Genomic DNA, 25,236 nt, shown 5'->3' with positions numbered 1-25,236 from the left:
ATTCCCCCTCATTTTTATTTCAAAAGCAAATCATTAGTTACCTCTATATTAACAAATAATGGATTTATTAGAAATAATGTTCTTCAACTAACCTGCCCCTTTAGTTCCATAAGAAAAAGCTGTCTTAAAGACAGCTCCGATCTTCAGCTAACGCACCCGTTAGTTTAAGTACAATCCTTCACAATCTCTCTTTCAAGGTAAGAAAAAAGCTACCCTATTTATTTATATTTATTTTATGAATGTATCGCACATCCATTCATAAAATTTTTCCTTCTCTTCAAATTGTGGATAATGAGCTGATTGTTCAAAAGTAATAAATTCTTTTTTATTTGCTTCAATCATATCAAAATATTTTTTTGCTGCATTAGATGAAGTCATATAGTCATATTTACCCATGATAAAATAGCACGGTAATTTAAGTTTCGTTACTATAGTAGGTAATGGATTTTTTAATACTTCCTTTAACAAAGTCTTTTGAGAATAGGATAACCCATAGTTATAACGGATTACATCTAATAAGTTATACTCACTACTCAATAAAATACCTATGTTATCACCATCGGGGTTATCAATAAGTCTTGAAGCCCCACCATATTTCATAACATAATTTCGTGGGGTAAACGTATCGCCATTTTTGATTTTTTCAGTTAACCCTTGTAAATATAAAACATCATCCGTATTACCAACATTTTGAGCCTGATTAATACTGTAGTTCAAACTGTCAATCTCGCTTTCTGTTGTATCACTCATCTGTCCAATACCAATATATGCTTCATATTTTTCAGGGGCTTTATAGGCAGCTTGCATTGCAATATATGTACCATAAGAATGACCAATTAGTATTACCTTTTCTTTGCCAAGACGTTCTGATATATAATCGGTCATAGCCAATAAGTCCTCTACCAGTAAGTCTGATGAAAGATTAGAATAGTCCTCCAAAAAATGATATGATTTTCCACTTGCTCTTTGGTCGTAATTAACAACCGTAAAATTGGTTTCCAATAAGTCTTGGTATTTATCGGCATATGGTATTTCCGGACATCCGGGTCCTCCATGTACAAAAATAATAACTGGATTATCCTTATCATTGCCACGTATCATAATTTCATGACTACTTCCATTTATCTCTACTTGTTCTAATGCACTTATACTGTTATCACCTTTTATATGCGGAGTCCATGTAGGGGAAAAAAGTGCTATGATTAGTACTAATATAATAATTACTCCGATATATTTTATTAATTTCTTTATATTTTTCATCTAATTCCTTTAATTCCTTTCTGCTTAATGTAATCCAAATATACGATTGATCAAAACATGCTCTTATTTAATGTGATGGATATTGATTAATTTTGATAATCCTTATTGCACTAAGCACCTGGTAGTTCAAGAAATAATAAGCTCTTTTTATCGTGCCTTTGATGGCCTTTTTGCCATAATTAACGATAAAATCGCAAAACAAATTGAAAGGACATAGAGAATCCCCTAAGCAACCCCTTCTAGTCCCCTTATGTTTACGAAACCATTGTAAAATAGAATTAGCAGCTATAACTGTTTAGACTCCTGGTACAAAAACCATCATTTATCTCACCACCTTTTTATTATTGAATTAATAAAATATAATAACGGCTTTTTTCATCACTATACTCTATATGTCTATTTAACTATAGCATAAAGACCGATATATTGGGTTATGTTTCCATTTCCTTATTGAACTATCCTGCCCCTTTAGTTGCATAAAAAAAAGGTTGCTTCAGCAACCTCCCTTATTGAACTAAACCACCCGTTAGTTCATTAAGAAATTCAGTTTATAAGTCCTTTTAAATATGTTTTATGATATTTTTTTAAGAATCCCCAAACAATAATTAGAACCCCAAACACTACAAAGAACAAAATCGGCAGCTGAAAAATATCCATGTAATCTCCTAATGCCCATGAATTATTTGCTTCAATAACATTCTGGTAGGTATCCTTATATTCATATTGAACAATCCAATTATCCTTTGTACTCGCCACTGTTCCTAAATCATAATTATCGCTAACAATTCCTTCTTTATTAAAAATTTCATACGGATCTTCAATCATAAATGTTGCATACTGATATTCAATGGGGTAAGTGGTAGAAGGTTTTTGTGTTATATTAAATTCTTTCAACCAATCTTTTAATTGAGCGTTCTCTTCTGTGTTAAATATTGCAAGATAATTCAAATGATCCTTATGTTCGTCGAAAAGAGTTTGAATATCCTCTTTTTTGGAGTCAGAAATCACATCATCATCACCTACAATGGTTAACACATCGTTCATGATGATGCTTCTTTCTTCCTTGAAATTATATATTTCTAAGGAGGTATTTACAAAAATGATAGCTCCTAGCACAAGTGAAACCAATGAAAATAATAAGATATAACGAGCAAATCTCTTTTGTACACTAAAAAATTCTGATAATCCTTTAATCATATGTTTTTTATCTCCGAAGTTTTCAATAGCCATTCTGCTCGCTTCTTCTTCCGATACTCCCTTTTCTTTTAACTCATAGGCAGCCTCTAATAAATGCGATTGCATTTCCTCTTTTAATTCGTCAATTTCATTTTTATCACCATCAACATTTCGATAAACAGAATTAACATACTCTTCAATTTGCTTCACTCTTTTCTCCCCCTTCCAAAAACGTATCGATTAATTTTTTTACAAATTTCCATTCCGAACGCTTTTTTTCAAATTCTTCTTCACCCATGGCTGTAAGCTTGTAATATTTTCTTCTTCCTCCTGGTCCTTGTTCATCCCCCCAGTAAGAAGAAACCCATTCATTCTTTTCTAATCTCTTTAAAGATAGATAAAGCGTACCTTCTTTTAATTCAAATTGGTCATCACTCTTTTCTCGAACGATTTTGGCTAATTCATAGCCGTACATATCCCTCCTATGTAAAAGAGAAAGGATGAGAGTGTCTATATGACCTTTCAAGACTTCCTTATTAATTTCCAATTTTACCACCTCTTGGTATAAATATATTTTACATTACCTTATAATGCAAGGTATTCCTTCAAAAAAACATGTTGTTCCTTAATTAACTAACCTGCCCCGATAGTTCCATAAAGAAAAAGGCTGCCTCAGCAACCTTTCTTATTGAAGTAAAGCACCTTTTAGTTGAAAAAGGAGCTTCAGTTTTTGGAGTGACTTTTTGGCTTTTTTTTAATAGATTAATAATGGAAGCATGCTAATCTTTTTTAAAATTCAATTCCTCCTCTACTGTATTTACATCAAGGTGTATATGAAACAGGATAAAGACAATATTTCATCTTCCACTTAACCTCCTCCATTACTTAAAAAAAGAGACTTTACTCTTTTATCTTCTAGTCCTCTTACCATATTCGTTTCAACTATTTTCAAGATGGAAAGAAAACTTTACCTTTCTTTTTTTGGAAACAAGGTATAACTAAAACTGATAATAAAATCAATAACCAAGATCAATGTCCATAATTTTAAAGTATTAAGCAATGCTTGAGTCTGAGAAGAATTATTAATCGAAAAGATCATCACTGCTAAAACAGATCCTCCTATTAACCAAGAAACAAAATGCCGGAACCATCCTATACGCTCCTGTCTAGCATGTTCCCATCCGAATCTTTTCTTTTTTATAGGTTTTTCACCATTTCCATATTTATAAGCGAAATGCGCATCCGCCCATTTGATCATCTGATGCCCAAACGCTACACTTACCCCTATATAAATGGCAGAAAGTCCATGTACGGTTGTTGCAATTGCCCCATTTTTTAAATCTAAAACAGTAGCAATGAGTAAAATGATATCGACGATAGGCGTACAAATAAGCAACAATGTACCAAGCTTCTTTTTCTTTAAAATATATCTAACTAATAATCCTGCTAAAACAAACACCCAAAATCCAATCTCACAGAAAATAATTAACCAACCAATCAATTCAACACCCCTTTATTTAACATAACTGTATTATTATAACAATAATTTCCGGAAATAAGTGTGAATTCTTCTTGAACTAAACTGCCCCTTTAGTTCCATAAGAAAAAGCTGCCTTAAAGACAGCTCCGATCTTTAGCTAACGCACCCGTTAGTTGTTTAGAAATCAGATATTTATTAGACAATAAATTTAGTAAACCACGCAATATATCCTGCCCCTGGAATAAAAAACACTTGGGCTAGAATCGTTCCTAATAACCGAGAAGTAACCATCATAAGAGATACACCCTTGAGATTAAGGTAACTTCCCTTTTGATTTATTACGTCATCAGCAAGAATAGATATTTTAGGGTCAATAAAAATTATAAGTAAAATTGTAGCTATTCCATTTATAAGACCCGATGCCATAATAGCAGTTGTTGCCCTTTCTGGAGCTATTAAAGCAGCATATAACGCAGATAACACTCCAATTGTATAGATTGCAGTTATTACCATATTAATTAAAAACAATCTTATTGGAATATTTTTAAATCTAATATCCTTTAAGTAAGAAAACTTTGGTAAATGAATGTGTTTTATCCCACGCTTAATGTATTCGAAAGTTAACCCCTTTTTAATCAAAGATGGTATAGAGCCTCTTTCTTCAGATAAATGAACAATAGCCCTTGAAAAAATAGCAATAAAAGTAGGAAGTAAAAGAATACCTATTATTGTTCCTAATGTTGATGAACCAATAATGATCCTGTATTGATTTTCAACAAACTCTAGTGTATTTACTTTAGGAGCATTATCAACCAGGCTCCCTGTAAATGGTTGCTGCATCATATTCGCTATTCGAGAAATCATAACCATCAAGTTAAATAAGGATAGAGCTGAAGCTAACAATCTTACTCTTGCACCAGATAATCTGACTGCATATGCAAGTGTTTCGATAGAATGGATAATAAATATAAATAGAGATATAAGAATTAATTTTTCTGTTAAGAGTTCCAAAACAAATTACCTACTTTAATATATTTCTTCCCATATTAACACATATATTTCCAGTTTGTGTTATGGAACTAACCTGCCCCTTTAGTTCCATAAGAAAAAGTGCTGTCAAAGCAACTCTCTTATTGAAGTTATAAATAGCCAACCCCTAAAGGTTGGCTTAAAAGTAAGATAGACCCACCTAATTGCCGTTCCTCAAAGGGGTCTATTTTTATGCTTATAGCTTTTTCCACTTTTAATCACAAAAAATAGCAAAGAAACAAAAAATAAAACATTAGACAAATTCACTAACAGTTTTATTCCTTCGTTAATATCTTTTAATCCCAAAACAATATCAACAATTGAGACAATTCCAGTAATAACCACCAATATCAAAAAAAATAAATACATCTTTTACTCACTTCCAAATTATTTAGAGTATGAAAAATACTATCGCTCTTGCTGCAACATCTGCTAAATAACATTGTATCATCTTATGCAACTATCCTGCCCCGATAGTTCCATAAGAAAAAGCTGCCTTAAAGACAGCTCCGATTTTCAGCTAACGCACCCGTTAGTTCAACAAGAACATATTAACGATTTATATTACCACTCAATATCCATATAAATTTCTGAAAGAAGTCTTCCTTCGATTGTTCCATTTTTAAAAAGAGCCTCAGATGCTCCAAACACTTGAGTATAGGAACCTCTGACTCGTGTAAGATAATATGCACCTGGATTTTGGCTTATCCAATATTCTTCATTTTGATATGTAAATGAATATTCTTCCCCGATTGCTATACCTTCTTGGAACTCAATAAACTCTTTTAAAGTCATCTTCCCACCACCTGTGAGCTTTTATAAAATTATACCTCTAATTCAGCCCCGTTACCTCCATAAGACTTATTGTGAATTTGACCTAAACTAAGATGATTGAAGTTCTGTAATAGCTCATTTAAAAATAGACGCTTGCTTTGGTGAGGCTTTGCAGACATTAGGCGGAAAGGGAGCGGATTTCTGAAATCAGCTGGAACGTTTTTTAATATGAAAAAGTGCAGGCAAACTCTCTTTTCTTCAAGTTTGTCTACAGTCTGAGTAATATATTTATATAAATGATAATTTGTCATAAACGTTTCCTCGCTTTTTTTATGCTTAATAAAACAAAAAGAAGAGGTAAGTATAAAACAAGGAAGCCCACGCTGTATGGATTGATTATTTTATTTAATACATATAAGGAATCAATATCGAAAAAAAATATACTGACAAGCAGTATGATTATGGACATTGCCCATAAGGGATACTTTTGCTGGACATTGAATAAGCGCTTGACACCCCTGCTGGCAGCCCACAAAGGAATGACCATGTTAGGTATGATAACGATGTACCACCAAGAAACAGTTATGTATTCGAACCGTTGAATAAATGGCAATTCAATAGTACTGGTCATTGTCAGTGTTGGCCATAGGGTAAGGACCAACTGTTTCTGTGAATAAAAGACTGTCGAAACAAAATAAATCAATAAGATCAATAACGTAGTTGCCAAGGCTCCTCCATGAGCATATTTTTGTGATGTTTCAGGATTTTTGATGAACGGATAATACATCAGGATCATTTCAAAACCTAGCATTGATAATGATGTACTTCTAGTTCCTTTCATTATTTCCATTAACGTATGATCGAAAATGGGAAGAAAACCGGTGAACTCAGCGTATTTAAAACCATATAATGGTACAAATAAAAGCCAGTATGAAACGATTACAGTTAAAAAGGCAATACCCGTAATGGTTCGGAACCCCCCCGTATTTATATAATAAATCAGGATCAGGAAAACCAAAGCTAACGCCCAAGAAGGTACCTCTTCAAACATCCAAACATGAATGACATTTATATAGCCGATAATGATCGTCATTCCAAGGATAAAAAAATAAAGAATGAATAAGAGACTGAAGAAATTCCCTATCCATTTACCCAATGCAAGATTATTAGCAGAAATGATATCACCAGGAACAAAGCTAAAAATCTTATATATCACCCAAATTAATATATGAACGATCAGTCCGGCTAGGATTATCGAAATCCAACCATCCGTTCCCGTCGCCTTAGCTAATTCTCTTTGAAAGCTCAACACGCCTAATCCTATTTGCATGGAGTGCACTAAAAATAACACATAAAATGGCGATACCTTATACTTTTCATTCACACCAGCTTGGTTCATACAGGACCCTCATTTACATCACTCGTATTTCCTATGTTAATAATCTGGCTTTTACAGGATTAATTTATTCAAAAAAATATAAACGTTAAGTACACTAATCACAATCTCGCGACTGCTCTAAAATTATTAGGATTTCAACAACAACTGAAAGGAAGGTTCCATTCTTATATAGAATATGGTATTAATTCTACAACCATTAACCTTCTCTTCTAAGATCTAAAAATCTTAGGTATGCTTCTCAATTGAAAGCTAATTCACTATCATTCACATAAAAATACGGTGTAAAAAATTCACACCGTTAAGTCTTTTTTTAAGAATTCTTACTTAGATTTGAAGCTTAGGAAACCATCGTCAACAGGAATTGTTTGACCATTAATTGCACTTGCCCCTTCACTAAACAAGAACGTAACTACGCTAGCTACTTGCTTCGGTTGAATAAGCTTTTCCCGCATATGCTGTGCAGCTAGAGCATTTTTCACTTCTTCAGTTTCACCATACCATAGACTTCTTATTGAGGTGTCCCGTTAGTTCAATAAAAAAAGCGATCCTATTAAGAATCGCGCACGTTTGCTAAAGATTTATTGCTATTACATATGGAACTTTAGCACCCAAATTTAATAGATTTATAACTATCTTGATTTATATAATATTCGGCGAGCTTAGGAATATTGATTGTATAGTTGATATTGTAGTATAAGGAAAGTGCCGATGCGGACCTAATAAAAACTGCACTGTTCCTGGTTACAGGAAAGCACGATCACTGTAAGGATGTTTAAAAAAACGCCCCATAGCACAATAATATAGGCAACGTCTGTCTGACTTTATTCCACCAAAGGAGGAGTATGCATTTGAAGATCTCTTCAATATCATTCAAAGAACCTCCAGTTTATCATGAATTCCCTCCCCTCTATGAAGGTTTAGGGCTGCCTGAGTTATCCTCATTCATTCAGCAACGATTTGAATTCGCATATACCTTGGGGAAAGTCGAAAGAACGGGTCTTGGCAGCATTCGTTTTTATAAACGGCAGGGTGATTTCGAAGTTCTTATACCTGATAAGTTGCCAGGAGTGGGACCAATAAAGCTTGGGAATTTAAAGGCGATGTTAATGGAGGAAGCCAAAACAGCTTTCATTGAAAATATTGAATCCGAACCAGAAAAGCGGAAGGTCTACTACGGAGAATTTCGTCGCCCTCGGAAAGACGCTGAATAGGTGTGCTGTTCCACAAACTGGCGCCTGTTTGACTAAGACAATTGTTGTCTTTGAATTTATTTTTTAAAAAATCCCCACTAAAAAAAGGTTGCCGCAGCAACCTCCCTTATTTTAATGATCCGTTTTATTTTCATTATCTAAATCATCATCAAGAAAAGACTTTTTATCTTCTTTAACTCCATACTTTTTTTCAAGAAATTGACCGATAATTGAATTGTCAATTCCTTTTCTTACTGCTGTTTCAATAACTATATAGAGAATGAATGACCCAATAGTAAAATAAACAAGAAATATAATAACCTCCACTAAAAATCCCCCATAAAGCAATCCATTTTTTACTATATTTTACCACAAATCTCCTTTTTGAAATGCCCGATTGTTGCATATAAAAAAAGGAGCTGCTGATCAGCTCCTTGAAATGAAATAATAACTCCCAGTCAACCTCCGGTATAAACACTTGCACATGTTCCAGGTTTTGGTTCATAATAACAATGATTTTTAAATTGACCAGCAAAAGGTTGATCGTACCATGTTGGCGGGCACGGGGCATATGGATTAAAATACCAAAGGGCATATTTACCTGGGTGTTCTCTCCAATAATCCAAATTCTGTTTTGCTAATCTTTTTTCAGCAGATCTTGCTCTTTGATAAAATACATTACCTTTTTGAACTGCTTCAAAAGAATAATTTCCTCCTTGTACTTGATAAATGACCTGTGGAATTGTTCTTAAATCTATAAAATCTATACAATTCGCTTTAAGACGATTAACAATTACATTTCCAACATATAACATCCCTTGTTTTCCTTCACCTTCGGCTTCTGCTCTCATCATCCTTGCCATTAAGTCAACGTCTGAACTTCGATAACTTACTCTTGCCATTTTTTCACCCCAAAAATATCGTATGAAAAAAAGACTTCATTAATGTCATTGTTCATAAATTAAGACTGCTTAATTTTTAAAGCTTACCGTTTTTAGTAAGATAAGAACTTATAGACAGCTACTTTTTGAGTACTCACAGAAAAATTGTACCGGCAGAGTAAATCAATAATAGGCACATAATTAACCGAAATGACTTGTCATGTTTAGCAAAAAAATCTTTGAAAAGCGAGCCGAATCCTGACCATAGAAGCAATGCCAGCCATCCCAGAAAAATCGTTAAAGCTAAATATATAGCAACGAATTTAAGCGACTCATTAAACGGTAAAATAAACGCACTCAAAACGGTTAAATAGAACAAAATGCTTTTTACATTGATGATTTGGAAGAATGAAGCCTGATAAAAAAGAAGACTGCACATCTCTGGATTCCTTCTTTGAACCTTTGTGCATACTAATCTGCCAAGCTAAGTAAAGAAGATATGCGGCACCGGCAATTTTAAAATATGGCTCCACGATAGGCATCCAACTGTAGAGGCTTGTTGTAAATACTCCGCTCATGATCCCTAATACTGCAAATCCTGCCAAAATGCCGCTAGTGAACCTCCATGACCCAAAAAAGCCAAACCTCCTTGCTTCATTCATCAATAAGATGTTACTTGGACCAGGTGTAATCGATGTAATCATCACATATGAAAGAAACGCTATTATACTCATAATCTCACCTTCATTCACAATTTCCTAACGAACAGTCTTTATTGTAAGATGACTATAACTAACTAAATTGAAAATAAAAAATTCATTATCATTTTTTTCGATACATCATCCAACTTAAGGAGAACGATATGGAAATTAGACACCTTAAAACATTTCAGACTATTGTCGAAATAGGAAGTTATACAAGGGCTGCTTCGAAGTTGGGCTATACTCAATCCACGATAACTTCACATATTCAGGCGCTCGAACATGAGATTGGCGGGGAAATTTTCACTTATGCAAATAGAAATGTGCAGCTTACTGCTCTAGGCAGAGACTTAATACCGTTAGCGGAAGATTTACTTTCCACTCACGAACAGATTAAGAACATGCGTTGCACGAACGAAGTTAAAGGTGTTTTAAAAGTGGCTGCACCGGAGTCTTTAACAATCTCCAGGTTAGGTCCAATAATAAGGGATTTTTCCTTGAAATATCCTGATGTCAAAATCATATTAACCAACGGTCCATGTAGCCAAAACCAAATTGACTTAATAAGCGGGCGGGTTGATGTCGCTTTAATGGTATATCCGAAAATAAAACCGAAAAAATGCATTCATTATTCTTTGATTGAGGAGAAAATCGTTCTTGTGAGCAGTCCTGACGGTCCTGATCATTTTGATGCATATAAAAATATCGGCACGAACACCAACCATTTCTTCATCACAAATGAAGAAGGCTGCAGTTATCGGACCATGTTTGAAAAATATTTATTAAAGCATGAAATGGATAATGGAGTTATGGAGTATTGAAGCAATCAAACAGATTGTCATGAGCGGACTTGGGTTTTCGGTTTTGCCTTATATTACAGTGAAAGCTGAAGTGGAGAGCGGCAAGCTTAAAATCCTTAGTCATTCAGAAAATCTCGATCCCATTTATTCCTATATGCTGATAAAAAAGAAGAAATGGCTGTCTCCAGCAGTAGAGGCTTTTGTTGAAGTTGTATTAAACAGGTTTAATGACACTGAGAAAATGAGTATCTAAATCGTGGTCATTTTGATAGCCAGAGAAGTGCCGAAGGAATCCAAATGAACCCCCTCCCTATTAGTTACTTCCAACAAAGCAGATGTTTTGACGTTCTGCTTTGTTGGGAGTTTTTTCATATACATAAAATTTTTCGATTGACTTTATGAAAAAAATAAAATAAAATTCAAAGTACTCCCTTTAAACTACTCTAATTTGAGTACTTTGAATTGAGTGATATACTGAAATTAAATCAAAAGGATGGATTCAACATATGAAATTTACTGCATTCTTAAAAACAAGAGGTGCAACTGCGGCAATCTTTATGGGGATTTTCTATGCAGTTGCCATGCTAGGCATCTTCTTGCCCGGTTATACAGCCATTCCAGGAAATGTCGATAAATTACCTATCGCCATCATCAATGATGATGCTGGTAAAAATGGGGCGATGATCGCCGAAAATTTACAAGAATATTTACCCTTTAAAGAAATCAAGACGGATATAACAAATAAACAAGCCTTAAAAGATTTGGAGCACAATGATTTAGCATTAGTCGTTCACATCCCAAAAACCTTCTCTGAAAATATGCAAAAAGGTGAAGCGTCATCAAGCATCGACTTTACAATCAATGAGGCAGGGGCAACAGTCGTTTCTTCTACCATGAATGCGATCGTAACTGAAATTAACAGTCAGTTAAGCACACAATTCTCCCAGCAAACAGCTCAGGGCGTATTGATGAACTTTAATGTACCAGAAAAGCAAGCCGCTGAATTAGCCGAAAAGATTGAGAAATCCTATGTAGGAAATGTGGTTACAATCAACGAAATACCGGATGGCATGAATCATAATATGCTGCCTATGTTCTTAACAATGGCCGGTTATGTAGGGGCGATGATCGGAGCGATGCAATTAGTAGGTGCATTTAGAGCCAGCCGGGGAAAAGCAAGCAAAACACGGTTATTCACTTATGTGCAAATGGCTGCCTTATTGATTGCAGTGGTTTCATCAATCATCGCTGTAGGTGTAGCATATTTAATTGACAAGCCGAGCGGTGACCTATTCTTCGGTATAGTAGGTCAACAAATACTAAACTATATGGTATGTTTTAATTTCACCGCGATTTTAATCTTCTTATTTGGTGAAGGCGGCATGATTTTAAACTTACCGATTTTATTAATGCAAACAATAGCGAATGGTGCCACTATCACACGTGATATGATGCATTTACCATATGAATGGATGAGCCACATTTCACCGATGTATTACTCGGTGCAAGCGTACTTTGCAAACCTATTTGGCAGCATCAGTCCAAGTCCGTATATTTGGTCGATGGCTGCGGTTGGTGCCGTTGCGATGTTAATTAATATGGCTATTGTCGCGTTTTTACAAAAACCAATGCCAGAACAGGTTTCTGAAACAGAAGTTGAAAAGAAAGCGGCAGAAATCACAGCTTAGGTTTTGCTACAATAAGGAGATAATACTTCTTAAAGGAGCGTAGAAAATGTCTATTCAAATTTTTATATTGAGCAAGCTGATGGAGGATAAAAATTATCCTTATAAATTAAAAAAGCAGCTTTCAGAACCCATTCCATTGGATCGCCTGGGCGGATTAACGGAAAGTAAACTGTACTACCATTTTGAATCATTGGTGAAACAAGGTTTAGTCGAGCCAGTTGAAGTGATAAAAGAAGAACATCGGCCTGATAAACAAGTATTTGCGATTACGGATAAGGGTCGCGAAGAACTACCAAAAAAAATCTATAAATTATTTGAAAATGCGGATGAAATCAAGGATATGATTGTAGGTTTAGCCAACATCAAGTATGTGGACCGGGATAAAGTAGTAGATATATTAGAAAGAAAAATAAAGTCCATCATGGCTATTTGGGAGCAGCTTGGGAATTTCGAGCCAGAACCTAAAGGCAACGAGAATATTCGTGAATTTTTGGCTGGTTATTTTTCGACCAGAACAGATCACACAATATCTTGGTTTGAAGAGTTAATCGAAAGGATTAAGACAAAGGAATTGTGAGTTTACTTTTTGACAGGCGTTCCAAACTTTAGATTAAAAGAGTAGATGGAAGTACTACGCCGAATGCACAGAAATTAGCACAAGCGCATAACCAAAAATAAAAGCTATGTGGAATCTTATATTCACATAGCTTTTCTGTAGACAATTTCGAGTTGATTTCAGAAATCCGCTCCCTTTCCGCCGATTGCCTGCCAAGCGTCTGTGGGGTTTCGACTAGCCAGTTATTCAGCAGGAGTGTCGCAAATTTCTTCATCCAATGAGGGCTTCTTTTTAGGTATAAAATATGGGAACGTCCGATTTGGACGTTCCCTTTCTTATTCCATTAAAGCTCCCTATAATGGAATAACTGTAAAGCTAATGAAGCATTTTTAAAAGCTGCGTTTCCCTGGCCAAGCTCCTTGCATTTTACTAAGGAATACGATTTGCCCAATATGATATGCGTCGTGCATGGCTAAACTCTTCAGTTCAAGCACTAATGAATTATCTTCTCCCGGGACCTGTCTATACAAATCTTCATGTTCTGATTTTGCTAGTATTTTTCCAAGTTCACGATGAACATAAAAGTATTCTTGTTTTGTTTCTTTCCAATTTTCTAACGTCTCAGTTGGTAATCGAAATGTAGATGTATTATTTTCTGCCTGTGGTTCATTCTCTGTTTCACCAAGAAACCGCATCAGAAATCTCTTTTCATAGAAGAGTAAATGACAAACTAATTCCCAAATGGAATTCATTGCCCCATCAGCTGGTTTCCAAATTGCCTGTTCAAAAGTAATATCCTCTAGCACTTTTTCAAGTGGTGGAAACCAGTCTTCTTCATCTAAGCAGCTTGCCCATTGTTGTAACAAAAGGGTCTTTACTTCCATTTTCTATTCCCTCCAATTTAATCCCTTTGATAGATAATCCCTTTGGTCAACATTCATTTTCGACGTGTTTTAGATAACTAACTAACCAAGGTGTCATGCCAATTCCTTGTTCAATTAAACTGGCCCTTTAACGGAACAATGAACGTTCTGTTATTTGGAAAATTCTGATAATACCAGTTTATCATAAGTTGTGTTAACTGAGAAAGAACAACTGACCATTTTGGTAATCGTAAAGTTATCTTTTAGATGTTTGATGGGAATTTACCAATTTCAGGGTATTGGAAGAGACTTCGATTATTAGGCGCGAGACTCCTGCGGGAAACGCGAATCCAAGGGAGACCCCACAGGCGCAAAAGCGCCGAGGAGGCTCCCGGACCGCCCGCGGAAAGCGAGTGCCTGGAGTGGAAATCTAATTTTTACACCGACTCAAAAAAATTGTAGACAAAAGGAGTTCTATCTTTTAAAACAAATTTGATTGGAACGGAAGGCGCGAGACTCCTGCGGGAAACGCGAATCCAAGGGAGACTGTGTATGAGCAAGTACACCTATTTGATAGTTTTTAGAGCATGAACTGTTTGAATGTATCATCCACTTAGTCCATACCAAAAATTTTCCCATATATACTGAATTCTAGGTTCCATATTCTCTTTACCATAATAAGAAAATTCCATGAATATCCCATCAATCAAACAGAAGTAGGACATGATTAAGTTCTCGATTTTCCCTTGGCGTATTTCTTTTTTGTCGATTCCTTCGACAAAGATATCATGTAAGATAGCGGAAAATGATTCTTCGGATCTAAGGAAACTTTCATTTAAGATGTGCTTCAAATGTTCCGGCGGAAAGATCATGGCCCTCTTTAAAAAAGTTGCTTTATCTTCATGGTTTTTATAATAGTTGCAAGTATCAAGAAGGATATGCTTTAACTTTTCTTCAGAAGAGAGTGTATTTATTTCTTCGACAAATTGTTCGACCTGTTGTATATGCTCTTCCAGAATTTCTTCAAACAGACACAAGAAAAGATCATCCTTATTTTTAAAATGGTTATATATTGAGGGTTTTTGTATACCTACCCTCTTGGCAATTTCCGATAAAGCAGTTCCCTCGTATCCGTACTTAGTAAAAAGTGTTAAGGAAATGTTTTTAATTTCATTTTTTGTCATAATGAGCCTCCAAACTATCCAACGTTAGTTAATTTCATTATAAACTCATTTCCTTTTTTAAACTAAATATTTGACACCTTGGAACATAGTTCTTTTCTCTAAAAGATAAGAATTAGAATATGCTTGATAAAGAAGTTTCTTCGCTTTTATACACAACTTCCCCATCGTTTATTGTAAGTACCACTTTAGTTTTGAGCACTTCACTTTCTGGAATATCAAATAGATTTCTGTCTAAAACCACAAGATCAGCAAGTTTCCCCTCTTCTATTGTACCTAGCTCGTGCTCCCTGAAACATCCATAGGCTGAGCCGTATGTATATGCTTGCAATGCCTCTGCCAAAGTGAGCTTTTGTTCAGGATGCCATGTGTTTTGTGGATCTCCGCTGCTATCAATTCTTGTAATGGCAGTATATATTTGCCGCATTGGATTTAATGAGATGGAAACCGGAAAATCTGTTCCTAAAGCTAAAGACGCACCTGAATTTAAAAGCGACTTCGTCAGGAAAACATTTTTTTCCCTTTCAGAACCTATTATTGAAGAATATACCTCTCTTGATGAAGCAGCCATGTGATCAGGCTGCATGGAGACAATGACCCCCAGTTTTGAAAAACGTTCAATGTCATCCGAATCGATTACTTCAATATGTTCTATTGTATGCCTTGAGTCTCTTTTTCCATTCTTGCGTACAGCTTCTTCAAAAGCGTCTAAAGCTAAACGAATTGCCGCATCTCCAATAGCGTGAAACCTGATTCTAAATCCAAGTTCATCCGCTTTAACAACTCGATCAATCAATACTTCTGGATCTAGAGCTGGATGACCACAGATATCCAATTGATCGGAGTAAGGTTTCAGGAAGTAAGCGGTATGACCCGTGACTGTTCCATCAACAAATTGCTTTAATCCTGAGAATTGTAGTTTCTTTGATTCATATTTATTTCTCAGTATTTGAGCTTTGTCCAAATTGCCATCCAATTCAGGAGTGATATGAAATCTAGTCGTTAATCCTCCTTGCTTATCCAATTTCTCAAAAAGGTCATAGTCTTGAAGGAAGTAATCTATTGGCGCAAACAAATCGTTTACAGAAGTAATTCCATATCGGGATAATAATCGTAAAAACTCCTTTAATATCTTTTCTTTTTTATTTTGTGTTAATCGCAATGCCTCTTTTAAGACGATTTGCTGGGCGTCTTCATATAAAATTCCAGTAAGTAAACCATTCTTATCTCTTTCATAGCGACCAAAATCCGGATTACGTATATCCTCAGTAACTCCTGCTAATTCCATGGCCTTACTGTTCACCCATGTATAATGACCTTCAGCATGAAAAAGAACGACAGGACGATCTGGAATGACAGCGTCAAGAATTTTATAATGGGGCTCTTGTTTATCATGCCAATAACCTGCGTCCCATTGCATGCCAATAATCCATTCTTCCTCAGAACAATCTTTAGAAAATCCCAGTACTTTTGCAGCTACATCTTGAGCTGACCTGGCTTCAAATAAATTAACACTATTTAAACTTAGTGCACTAAACATGATATGGAGATGAAAATCATGAAATCCAGGCAAAATTAATTGATTTCCATAGTTAAATACTTTTGTCTCACTTCCTATAAAAGATTCAATCTCCGCTTTTGATCCTACACTCATAATTTTGTCACCTAAGATAGCAATTGCACCAGATGTCGGCTCATGTGCAAGCCCTGTAAAAATAGCATCACTGGAAAGAACAATATCTGCTTTTTTAATAGTCATGGAGTTTACCTCTTTTCATTCAAAATAATAAAACAGTAACTGATCATTGCACTAGTTTTACATCGAGTTCTTCTTTTTGCTCTGCAAAATTCAGTTCAGGAGGACGTTCCTTAAACATTTTTGTTAAGTACAATAAATATATGAATCCTACTGCCATCCAAGTAATCCCTAATACTAAAGAATGGATATCTAACTTTGTCATGAACAATATGGTTATACCGGTGCCTATTAAGGGAAGAAGTAAATATAAAACGATACTTTTAGGCGATCTCTGCTTCTGCCTCACAAAATAATGGATAAACACTGAAAGATTAACGAATGTAAAAGCAAACAGTGCTCCAAAATTAATGAAAGAAGTAGCTGTTGCGATATCCAAAAATACGGCACTCATTGCAACACAAGCAATGAGTAGGATATTGAATATGGGCGTTTGAAATTTTGGAGAAACATATCCGAATATCCTCTTAGGCAGAACATTATCTCTCCCCATTGCATATAAAATCCTGGCTCCGCTGCCTCCTGAAGCTATTGCAGAAGCAGTAGCAGATGTCACTACAACTGAAATAAACAAACTATTCAGAAAATTACCCCCGGTATAAATCATGATATCGACTATAGCTGTATCCGGTTTCTTAAAAGCATTGAAGTTCGGGAAAATGGATTGTGCAAAATAGGTAGATGCAACAAATAATATCCCCCCGATCAATGTCGTAGCATAAATAGCTTTAGGAAGTGTTTTTTTCGGATTTTTGGTTTCTTCAGCTAATGTAGTAACCGCATCAAACCCAAGAAAACTAAAACATAATAGAGGTACAATCGAGAGCAGATTATTAAAATTTACGTCAGGACTAAAAAAAGGATCCTTAGAAAACAACTCCCCGGTACCTTTTCCTGCTAAAAGCCCATTTATGCAAAGCAGGCTGAAGATAATAATAAAAAGAAATTGAAATATTACCAAAAAGGTATTCACATTTGCAGCAACCTTAATCCCAAAAATATTAATGGTAGTCACACCTATAATAAAAGAAATGATAACGGCAATGATAGGAATACCAGGGAAGTAAGCATTCACCATAATCCCAAAAAGTAATGCACTGATCATAGGACTGAAAAGATAATCAAATAAAATTACCCATCCTACGAGAAAACCAAGGTGTGAATTAATTCCTTTCTGCACAAAGGTATAAGCTGAACCGGTAGTGGGATAAACCTGAACCATTTTTGCGTAACTATATGAAGTGAATAGCATGACAATTAAAGCAATTATGTATGCTGTCGGAATCATTCCCTGGGTACGATCAATGGCGATACCATATGTGCTAAAGACTGTCACAGGCGCCATAAAGGAAAGTCCAAATACAATAACATATCTTGTATTCAGTGAACGCTTAAGCTCGGGTAATCCTTTCATCGCAAAGAGCTGCCTCCTTTATCAAATGTAATGACTACTTTTTATTGATTGACTTCTTTCGTACTTAATGCTGCAAGGCTGGCAAACTCATGTACAAGTGTTGCTGCTAAAAGTGAAGTGATTTGACTTGGATCATATGATGGCAGCACTTCAACCACATCATATCCTATAAAGTTAAAGTCAGTTAGGGCACGAATCATTTTAAGTGTTTCAAAGCTGCTAAAACCACCTATTTCAGGTGTACCTGTACCTGGAGCAAAAGAAGGATCAACGAAATCTATATCAAATGTCAAGAAACAAGGTGTGTTGCCTATGGTTTTTCTAATCTCTTTCAAAACATCTTCAAATCCGCGATTGGAAAGTTCACCAGTTGTAATCAAACGATAACCTAAATCAAGACTTGCCTGTAAATCTCCAGAGTGGTTTAGCGTACCTCGGATTCCTACTTGAAATACTTTATTTGCCTGCAGCAAACCTTCTTCGTGTGCACGAATAAATGGAGATCCATGCCAATATTTTTCCTCATAATATGTATCCCAAGTATCTGTATGAGAATCAAAATGAATCATGGCTACTGGGCCATATACCTTTGCCGCAGCTCGTAAACTAGCTAAAGTGACAGAATGATCTCCCCCTAATCCAATAGGTATGACCCCTTTGGACATCAATTCAAAAATGGATTCCTTCATTAGATCATAACTTCGATGAATATTATGGGGAATAACAGGGATATCCCCTATATCAATGGCATTCAATTGTTCAAAAGGATATACCTTATGAATAGGATGATAAGGAAACAGGGTCATGGATGCTTGGCGAATGGCTTGAGGAGCAAACCTGGCTCCCACCCTAAAAGAAGCAGCTGTATCAAAAGGCATACCCACAATTGCCAGCTTTGCATCATGCTTTTGAGAAGGTAAACGCATAAAGGTTCCTGTTGTACAAAACTCTGGCTTTACATCTGGTGTAAGTGGATATTTCATAAGTATCATCTCCTGGTTTTAAATAAAGATCATTTCATACAAATTTTACAACCACATATTGTAATCGCTTACAACTAATAATTCATTAGATTACTTTTTATTTCTAACACCTACTTTTTGAACCATATTAACTAACGGTAGTTAGTATTAAACCAAATATAAACATAGTTGTTAAAAAAGTCAAACTATTTTTTATTGTCTATCAAATCCACTTTTTGATCAAAGTAGCCTTATCTTTCAATCCTGCCTCTATTAAATTAAAGCCAACTATTCTTGTTACACCAACCTGCCCCTATAGCTTCATAAGAAAAAAAGCTGCTAAGCAGCTCCTAGACTGTAGACAAATTCAATGAAAATCAAGTTTGTTTGTGGGTTTATAAAACCTCGAACGTCGATTTCCACTACAGGCACTCGCTTTCCGCGGGCGGTCCGGGAGCCTCCTCGACTCGCTTTTCCCGCAGGAGTCTCGCACCTTCCGTTCCAATCAACTTTGTTTTGAAATTTTAGGTAAACCCCTTTTGTCGACAAACTGAGAGATGCATAAGCAGCTCCCTTATTGAAGTAAAAAAGCACCCATTAGTTCATTAAGGAAGGCATGCTTTATTAAAGAATTGCGCCCTTTAATGGAATAACACCTGAGTTTCTAATAGAATTATACACAGGTATCTTAACAAATAAGACACGACCTTAGTTACGTCGATCATTTTTCTTAACTTTGGCGATTATTAGTAATATCAATGGAAGCAGAAACCCGAATGTAATAGCATAAAACGGCCAGATTTCTGAAATGAATTTACTATAATGGACGATATTAGGTGTCATAATCAATGTAAAGGCAATCAAAAGGATACCAAACGGAAAAACCAGAGGACGATAATCCTGCAATTTTAACGTTTGTGCCAGACCTAAAACGGTCACATAAAAAAACAAACTAAATCTAATAAAAATGGTGATGAACCATATTATGGCTAGTATTGCTTCCAGCCGCGTCAGGAAATCAGCGATATTTATTTTCTTAGCCAACATATAGATTGGATAATTTTGTCTCGCTGTTAACTCTGTACCAAGTACAAGAATGGCTAACATGGTTATAATGATCAAAACACTTCCAGCCAACAATTGACCGACAAAAAGGCTTTTTCTTATTCTGTTTTTTTGACTCACGAACGGGAGTATCATTAGAACCGCAACCGGTTCAATAAACGGAAAGACAATAAATGGTATAGATCCCCTTATAACCGGTTTCAATCCTCCCTCCCATACGGGGTGCAGATTTTGAAATTTAATCTCAGGAAGTAGAAGAATCATCAATGTTGATACAAGTAATACAACAAAAGGAAAAAATATTTCCGCGCTTCGGGCCAAGGGTTCCAAACCGAGACGTGCGGCCATGAGGACGACACTCATAAAAAGAATCATGATCACTTGAATTGGGGTATCAGGCATAATATGAGTTATCATAAAATCCCCAATTTCACTCAAATAAGTCGCTGTGGTTATAAAAAAGTAGCTTATAAATAAAAGAGAAATTACTATTCCCAGCCACTTACCCAGAATTTTTTGGCTGTATTCCACTAATGTTAAATCAGGATAGCATTTCCTTAAAGCATCATATATAAAAACAACCAATAACGGTGCTATTGCCACGCTTATAATACCCGAAATCCAACCATCTTGTTTAGCTTCAGAAGCGACAATGGAGGGAATGACTAATATAGAATCTCCAAGCGTATATAAAATCACTAATATCGTCAGTTGACGGCTTCCGATTTTACCCTTCTCGAGCATTTTCATAAGTTCCTTTCACGACAAAACGGTAAGTTATATACAAACGGCAGAAATTCTGATTCCATAACCATTATTGACAGAAGAAGAATATACAAACCCTGCTGAGTACATGTTATTTTTCACTCCCGTTGATAGGATACCTTAGAGCTTCGATTTACTTTCTAATAATTCCACCTTATTCCGGGAGTATAGCTGCCCCAATAGCTCCATAAAAAAGAGCTGCATAAGCAGCCCAGACTGTAGACAAACTCTTTGAAAATTAAGTTTTTCTCAGTTTTTATTTGGTTTATAAAACCCCGAACGCTGATTTCCACTCCAGGCACTCGCTTTCCGCGGGCGGTCCGGGAGCCTCCTCGGCGCCTTGCGCCTGCGGGGTCTCCCCTCGACGGCTTTTCCCGCAGGAGTCTCGCACCTTCCGTTCCCATCCACTTTGTTTTGAAATTTAGATAAACCCCTTTTGTCTACAAACTCAAGCGGCCAAAGCAGCTCCCTTATTGAAGTACCTGTCACTAATAAAAGTAATAATTGTTATTTTAACGTCATTTTATTTTTTTGATTAAACAACAACATTTAACCTAACGTCCGCTTCACAAAAAACGAATTTTAATGTTCATTTTCCCTGTTTCTTTTTCCTTCAAAATATAGGGATGCCGATAGAACAATGATTGCAATTAATACAACACCAGATAACCAAAATAAGTCCATATCCGTGATATACTCCACCACATTCAAGATAGAAAGCGCGAATATGGAAATTAGTAACAAAACATCTTTTTTGCTTTGTTTCCGTTTTTCAAAAAACAATCCTAGTATTTTTTCAAAAAATACTCCCATTCTTAAACACCTCCTTCACTGTTCCCTCCCCAAATTTACAGCAAAATTCAATTAAAGTCCGCCATCTAAACCGTCAATTTTTATCCCTCTGCTCCAATCACGGGTGACTTTTAATTCATTATCTATGATGGTTATCGTGAGCTCTCCTTCTTTCTCATAAGTCTTGGATGAATTCTCGTCATAAATCTTAAATACAGTTGTGTATGTGTAATCTACTGTGCCATCTTCATTTATGCTTTGTTCTTCAAGCTTCACACTTTGCACTTCAATGCTTTTATTGATTTCTTTGGCTACCAGTGCAGGCATTGAATAAAAACGGTTAAGAATTTGGGCATTATATTCATCTTCTGATAAATATCCTTTAATATTACCTGCAATTTCATCAAAGGTTGGAGGATTGGCTGGATCATTAATGGTATATCGTGCAGTATAATAGCCTTTAAATAACTTTTCTGCCTCTCCCAATTTGACCACATTTCCCTCTTTAACAAGGCTCCTCTCTGTAATTTCACCTTTTTCTTTGACCACTTCCTTGTTACATGCACCTATACATGAAAACACTGCGATAAACAACAAAAAGCTAAGAAATTTATTAATTTTTGCACCCTCATTTCCGTTTAAATTTCATTTGTTCAAATGAATTTCATTAGTATGAGCAGCTCTTAGATGTTCAAAATAAGGTAAGGGCGGACCACTGATCATTCAAGTTAAATAATAAAAAACAAAAAATATATTGAAATATCAATTTAATTTAGTTATAATACGATACGGTCTTAGTATTAATGTGTATATAATTTTTAGAAAATTTAATAATTTTCTAAAATAGCAAATTTTGGTTTTTTCGGAGGGTTTATTTTGTCTAATAAGGTTCCATCTTCATTTATAGTAGTGATTGGGTTCATGTTGTTTGCCCTTTTCTTTGGGGCAGGGAATTTAATTTTTCCGCCAATGCTTGGTCAATCAGCAGGTATGAATATCTGGTCAGCAAATGCAGGGTTTTTGGTCACAGGAGTAGGATTACCGTTACTTGGTGTGCTGGCACTCGGTTTTTCTGGAAAAGATGACTTACAATCATTAGCGAGCCGTGTCCATCCAGTCTTTGGTATTGTATTCACAACCGTCCTTTATTTAGCCATTGGTCCTTTATTCGCAATGCCTAGAACAGGAAACGTTTCTTTTGAGATCGGTGTAAAACCATTTTTGCCTGAAGATTCAGGTCCATTGCCTTTACTTATTTTCACCATCATCTTTTTTACAGTTTCGTGCCTTCTTTCGCTCAATCCTGCGAAAATTGTCGAAATTGTGGGGAAAGTTTTAACACCCATCAAGTTGACATTCATTGGAATCCTGGTGGTAGTCGCCTTCGTTAATCCAATTGGAGATTTTCAAGCACCTGCAGAGCACTATATGGTTCAACCATTTTTCAATGGGTTCAGAGAAGGTTATTTAACCATGGATACTCTTGCATCTTTTGTTTTTGGCATCATCATCATTAATGCCATCAAAGAAAAAGGTGCTAAAACAAAAAAACAAATAATGATCGTTTGCGGGAAAGCAACTGCCATTGCGGCTGTTATCCTTGCCACCATTTATACAGCTCTCTCTTATATGGGTGCTTCAAGCGTTGGGGAACTTGGACGCTTGGATAATGGAGGCATTGTCTTGGCGAAAGTCTCGGATTACTACTTTGGAGCATATGGTGGGCTATTATTAGGATTAATGATCACAGTGGCTTGCATAACGACAAGCGTAGGACTCATTACATCTTGCTCGACATACTTCCATAAGCTTTTCCCAAATCTGCCTTACAAAACGATTGCCATAAGTTTATCCATATTCAGTGCAATCATTGCCAATATTGGACTAACCGAGTTAATTGCCATTTCTGTACCTGTTATGACAGCCATTTATCCATTGGCCATTGTTTTGATTTTCCTAACATTTCTTCATTCTTTATTTAAAGGAAGACCTGAAGTTTATCAAGGCAGTTTACTTTTAACATTCATCGTCAGTTTATTTGATGGATTAAATGGAGCAGGTGTACACATTTCATTCATCAATGATTTCTTCACTGCAATACTTCCTATGTATGAGGCAGGACTAGGATGGGTCATCCCTGCCATTGTTGGAGGATTCATTGGGTATGCCAGCAGCGTCTTAAAGTCGAAATTCAATCACCAAATAGATTAATGATATAAATCAGACCAGGAATATTGACTGTAGACAAATTCGAAGAAAAGCGAGTTTGCCTACAGTTTTTTTCTTTGACAAACGTTTCAGAAATCCGCTCCCTATCCGCCGATCGCCTGCCAAGCAGTTATTCGGCAGATTTGTCGACAAACTGATATGGATAGTAGGCCATTAAAGAATCACATTTCTTTAACTTCTATTTCATTCCGTAATTTCTTCAACAACTGAAAAATCTGTCCTCGATGATGTGATTCATGTTCAACCAAATGGTAAACGACCCATTCAGGCGTAACGTCATATTGTTCAAGTACCCTCGGTTTGCGCCAATCCGTTAGGTCCATTGTGCGAAAGTTTGAAAGAAATACTTCACGCACCTTATTGAGGCGGTAGAAATGTTCTTCTAATGTTTGTCCTTCAATGTGGTTTAGGGAGCCATCTTCGGCACGGCATCCTAATGGAAACAACGCGCGTATTTCCGAATCCCATTCCGAAACAAGGACCTCCTCGTATAACCAATCTGCCTCTATCAGAGCTATGTGATATAACATCGAGCCAATCGTTTGCCTTTCATCGATTTTCGTATCAAGTATATTTTGGCTGATTCCAGTCAATTTCGTTATAAGCGTACGGCGAACATCCTCCAAACACCATAGCCACCGCCCAATTTCTTCTTCATATCCCGGTAATGCAGATACCAGTAATGCTCTTCTCTCCACTAAGATCAATCCTCCTCTTCATCAACATACATTCTATTTAAAAGTGTTGTCTCCTCCTTTAAAATAGAAAATTACCCTTTAGAGCAGGACAAAAAGAGCAATCTTTAAGATTGCTCTTTCGCTTGTTCATGATTTTTTTCGTTTTATGTTATTCGATATCTTCGAAATTAACTCCCCAAAAAAAGATTGGCTCTCATCTCGTCTGATATACGCCTGCTTTTTAGATAATCCTGTTCCCGTTCTTGTTCAACCATCATGCGCTGCTCCAGTTTTTGAGCATATAGTGCATAGCCGATTCCATGAGCCTGAAACATCGCTTTTTCCATTGCCGACGTGTACGTTAATTCGAGAAAATTAATGAAGAATCAATCCTTCCCATAGTGAATTTCGTACTCATCTTATCATTGAAAGTGATAACTCACAAAGTTGCTACGGCCCCATATTCACTGATAATTCAGATTTTTTAACGACTGTTTCCATCTCCGTGTCCATAAACGCCAAATCCCTCCATTTTCCTCTAATTTCCTTTTTTCACTCACTAAAAAATAATCTTATTTTTGGGCAGGTTGAGGAGTTG

25 protein-coding genes and 2 pseudogenes are annotated in these 25,236 nt (G+C 35.9%); 5 read left to right on the top strand and 22 right to left on the bottom strand.

Going from position 1 to position 25,236, the window contains the following annotated elements; translation table 11 throughout:
- Positions 1 to 228: 228 nt before the first annotated feature.
- From ABOA58_RS03910 to ABOA58_RS03870, 9 genes are all read right to left on the bottom strand, one after another.
- Positions 229 to 1,260, bottom strand: a complete 1,032-nt coding sequence (locus ABOA58_RS03910; protein WP_350301292.1) for an alpha/beta hydrolase — start codon at positions 1,258 to 1,260, stop codon at positions 229 to 231.
- 543 nt (positions 1,261 to 1,803) lie between these two features.
- On the bottom strand, positions 1,804 to 2,646 hold the full coding sequence (locus ABOA58_RS03905) for a permease prefix domain 1-containing protein (RefSeq protein WP_350301291.1): 843 nt from the start codon (positions 2,644 to 2,646) through the stop codon (positions 1,804 to 1,806).
- On the bottom strand, positions 2,633 to 2,983 hold the full coding sequence (locus ABOA58_RS03900) for a PadR family transcriptional regulator (RefSeq protein ID WP_350301290.1): 351 nt from the start codon (positions 2,981 to 2,983) through the stop codon (positions 2,633 to 2,635). Before ABOA58_RS03900 ends, ABOA58_RS03905 begins: the two co-directional genes overlap by 14 nt.
- A gap of 420 nt (positions 2,984 to 3,403) precedes the next feature.
- The gene (locus tag ABOA58_RS03895) at positions 3,404 to 3,937 is read right to left on the bottom strand and encodes a hypothetical protein (protein WP_350301289.1); all 534 of its coding nucleotides are present in this window, start codon (positions 3,935 to 3,937) and stop codon (positions 3,404 to 3,406) included.
- Between the two features lie 174 nt (positions 3,938 to 4,111).
- Positions 4,112 to 4,927 carry a lipid II flippase Amj family protein gene (locus tag ABOA58_RS03890; RefSeq protein WP_350301288.1) on the bottom strand — a complete coding sequence of 272 codons (816 nt, stop codon included), beginning with the start codon at positions 4,925 to 4,927 and terminating at the stop codon, positions 4,112 to 4,114.
- 582 nt (positions 4,928 to 5,509) lie between these two features.
- Positions 5,510 to 5,740, bottom strand: coding sequence for a hypothetical protein (locus ABOA58_RS03885; protein WP_350301287.1), 231 nt, complete (start codon positions 5,738 to 5,740; stop codon positions 5,510 to 5,512).
- A 29-nt stretch (positions 5,741 to 5,769) separates the two neighbouring features.
- Positions 5,770 to 6,030, bottom strand: a complete 261-nt coding sequence (locus ABOA58_RS03880) for a hypothetical protein (protein WP_350301286.1) — start codon at positions 6,028 to 6,030, stop codon at positions 5,770 to 5,772.
- A complete protein-coding gene (locus ABOA58_RS03875; protein ID WP_350301285.1) occupies positions 6,027 to 7,118 on the bottom strand; it encodes a GerAB/ArcD/ProY family transporter in 1,092 nt (363 codons plus the stop codon). Before ABOA58_RS03875 ends, ABOA58_RS03880 begins: the two co-directional genes overlap by 4 nt.
- A gap of 320 nt (positions 7,119 to 7,438) precedes the next feature.
- On the bottom strand, positions 7,439 to 7,597 hold the full coding sequence (locus ABOA58_RS03870; RefSeq protein WP_350301284.1) for an SDR family oxidoreductase: 159 nt from the start codon (positions 7,595 to 7,597) through the stop codon (positions 7,439 to 7,441).
- A 369-nt stretch (positions 7,598 to 7,966) separates the two neighbouring features.
- On the opposite strand from ABOA58_RS03870, the gene ABOA58_RS03865 reads away from it, so the two are divergent.
- Positions 7,967 to 8,329, top strand: coding sequence for a hypothetical protein (locus tag ABOA58_RS03865; RefSeq protein WP_350301283.1), 363 nt, complete (start codon positions 7,967 to 7,969; stop codon positions 8,327 to 8,329).
- 111 nt (positions 8,330 to 8,440) lie between these two features.
- On the opposite strand, the gene ABOA58_RS03860 is transcribed toward ABOA58_RS03865, so the two are convergent.
- The 3 genes and pseudogenes from ABOA58_RS03860 to ABOA58_RS03850 form a co-directional block, all read right to left on the bottom strand.
- On the bottom strand, positions 8,441 to 8,635 hold the full coding sequence (locus ABOA58_RS03860) for a hypothetical protein (protein ID WP_350301282.1): 195 nt from the start codon (positions 8,633 to 8,635) through the stop codon (positions 8,441 to 8,443).
- A 131-nt stretch (positions 8,636 to 8,766) separates the two neighbouring features.
- Complete coding sequence (locus ABOA58_RS03855; RefSeq protein WP_137018548.1) at positions 8,767 to 9,210, bottom strand: cell wall hydrolase; 444 nt, start codon at positions 9,208 to 9,210, stop codon at positions 8,767 to 8,769.
- A 133-nt stretch (positions 9,211 to 9,343) separates the two neighbouring features.
- Positions 9,344 to 9,923 (bottom strand): annotated as a pseudogene (locus tag ABOA58_RS03850) (LysE family translocator).
- Positions 9,924 to 10,051: 128 nt separating this feature from the next.
- On the opposite strand from ABOA58_RS03850, the pseudogene ABOA58_RS03845 reads away from it, so the two are divergent.
- The 3 genes and pseudogenes from ABOA58_RS03845 (at position 10,052) to ABOA58_RS03835 (ending at position 12,955) form a co-directional block, all read left to right on the top strand.
- Positions 10,052 to 10,943 (top strand): annotated as a pseudogene (locus tag ABOA58_RS03845) (LysR family transcriptional regulator).
- 253 nt (positions 10,944 to 11,196) lie between these two features.
- The gene (locus ABOA58_RS03840) at positions 11,197 to 12,378 is read left to right on the top strand and encodes a YhgE/Pip domain-containing protein (protein ID WP_350301281.1); all 1,182 of its coding nucleotides are present in this window, start codon (positions 11,197 to 11,199) and stop codon (positions 12,376 to 12,378) included.
- Positions 12,379 to 12,424: 46 nt separating this feature from the next.
- The gene (locus tag ABOA58_RS03835) at positions 12,425 to 12,955 is read left to right on the top strand and encodes a PadR family transcriptional regulator (protein ID WP_350301280.1); all 531 of its coding nucleotides are present in this window, start codon (positions 12,425 to 12,427) and stop codon (positions 12,953 to 12,955) included.
- A gap of 28 nt (positions 12,956 to 12,983) precedes the next feature.
- Here ABOA58_RS03835 and ABOA58_RS03830 read toward each other — a convergent pair whose 3' ends face one another.
- From ABOA58_RS03830 to ABOA58_RS03790, 9 genes are all read right to left on the bottom strand, one after another.
- Positions 12,984 to 13,208 (bottom strand): hypothetical protein, encoded by a 225-nt coding sequence (locus ABOA58_RS03830; RefSeq protein ID WP_350301279.1) that lies wholly within the window; start codon positions 13,206 to 13,208, stop codon positions 12,984 to 12,986.
- A 115-nt stretch (positions 13,209 to 13,323) separates the two neighbouring features.
- A complete protein-coding gene (locus ABOA58_RS03825; RefSeq protein WP_350301278.1) occupies positions 13,324 to 13,818 on the bottom strand; it encodes a DinB family protein in 495 nt (164 codons plus the stop codon).
- A 584-nt stretch (positions 13,819 to 14,402) separates the two neighbouring features.
- Positions 14,403 to 14,981 (bottom strand): TetR/AcrR family transcriptional regulator, encoded by a 579-nt coding sequence (locus tag ABOA58_RS03820; RefSeq protein ID WP_350301277.1) that lies wholly within the window; start codon positions 14,979 to 14,981, stop codon positions 14,403 to 14,405.
- A 112-nt stretch (positions 14,982 to 15,093) separates the two neighbouring features.
- On the bottom strand, positions 15,094 to 16,737 hold the full coding sequence (locus ABOA58_RS03815) for an amidohydrolase (protein ID WP_350301276.1): 1,644 nt from the start codon (positions 16,735 to 16,737) through the stop codon (positions 15,094 to 15,096).
- A gap of 43 nt (positions 16,738 to 16,780) precedes the next feature.
- Complete coding sequence (locus ABOA58_RS03810) at positions 16,781 to 18,148, bottom strand: APC family permease (protein WP_350301275.1); 1,368 nt, start codon at positions 18,146 to 18,148, stop codon at positions 16,781 to 16,783.
- 41 nt (positions 18,149 to 18,189) lie between these two features.
- Complete coding sequence (gene speB / locus ABOA58_RS03805; RefSeq protein ID WP_350301274.1) at positions 18,190 to 19,131, bottom strand: agmatinase; 942 nt, start codon at positions 19,129 to 19,131, stop codon at positions 18,190 to 18,192.
- A gap of 687 nt (positions 19,132 to 19,818) precedes the next feature.
- Positions 19,819 to 20,919: a GerAB/ArcD/ProY family transporter gene (locus ABOA58_RS03800; RefSeq protein ID WP_350301273.1), complete on the bottom strand. Its 1,101-nt coding sequence runs from the start codon at positions 20,917 to 20,919 to the stop codon at positions 19,819 to 19,821.
- 603 nt (positions 20,920 to 21,522) lie between these two features.
- Positions 21,523 to 21,753, bottom strand: coding sequence for a hypothetical protein (locus tag ABOA58_RS03795; RefSeq protein ID WP_350301272.1), 231 nt, complete (start codon positions 21,751 to 21,753; stop codon positions 21,523 to 21,525).
- 51 nt (positions 21,754 to 21,804) lie between these two features.
- Positions 21,805 to 22,227: a hypothetical protein gene (locus ABOA58_RS03790; RefSeq protein WP_350301271.1), complete on the bottom strand. Its 423-nt coding sequence runs from the start codon at positions 22,225 to 22,227 to the stop codon at positions 21,805 to 21,807.
- Positions 22,228 to 22,608: 381 nt separating this feature from the next.
- Between ABOA58_RS03790 and brnQ the strand changes: the two genes are divergently transcribed.
- Positions 22,609 to 23,943: a branched-chain amino acid transport system II carrier protein gene (gene brnQ, locus ABOA58_RS03785; RefSeq protein ID WP_101224771.1), complete on the top strand. Its 1,335-nt coding sequence runs from the start codon at positions 22,609 to 22,611 to the stop codon at positions 23,941 to 23,943.
- A gap of 179 nt (positions 23,944 to 24,122) precedes the next feature.
- On the opposite strand, the gene ABOA58_RS03780 is transcribed toward brnQ, so the two are convergent.
- Entirely contained in the window at positions 24,123 to 24,659 is a 537-nt protein-coding gene (locus tag ABOA58_RS03780) for a DinB family protein (protein ID WP_350301270.1), read from the bottom strand.
- Positions 24,660 to 25,236 lie beyond the last annotated feature (577 nt).

The organism is Peribacillus frigoritolerans, from assembly GCF_040250305.1.
Lineage (GTDB): Bacteria > Bacillota > Bacilli > Bacillales > DSM-1321 > Peribacillus.
This window is presented reverse-complemented; position numbering and strand designations above follow the sequence as displayed.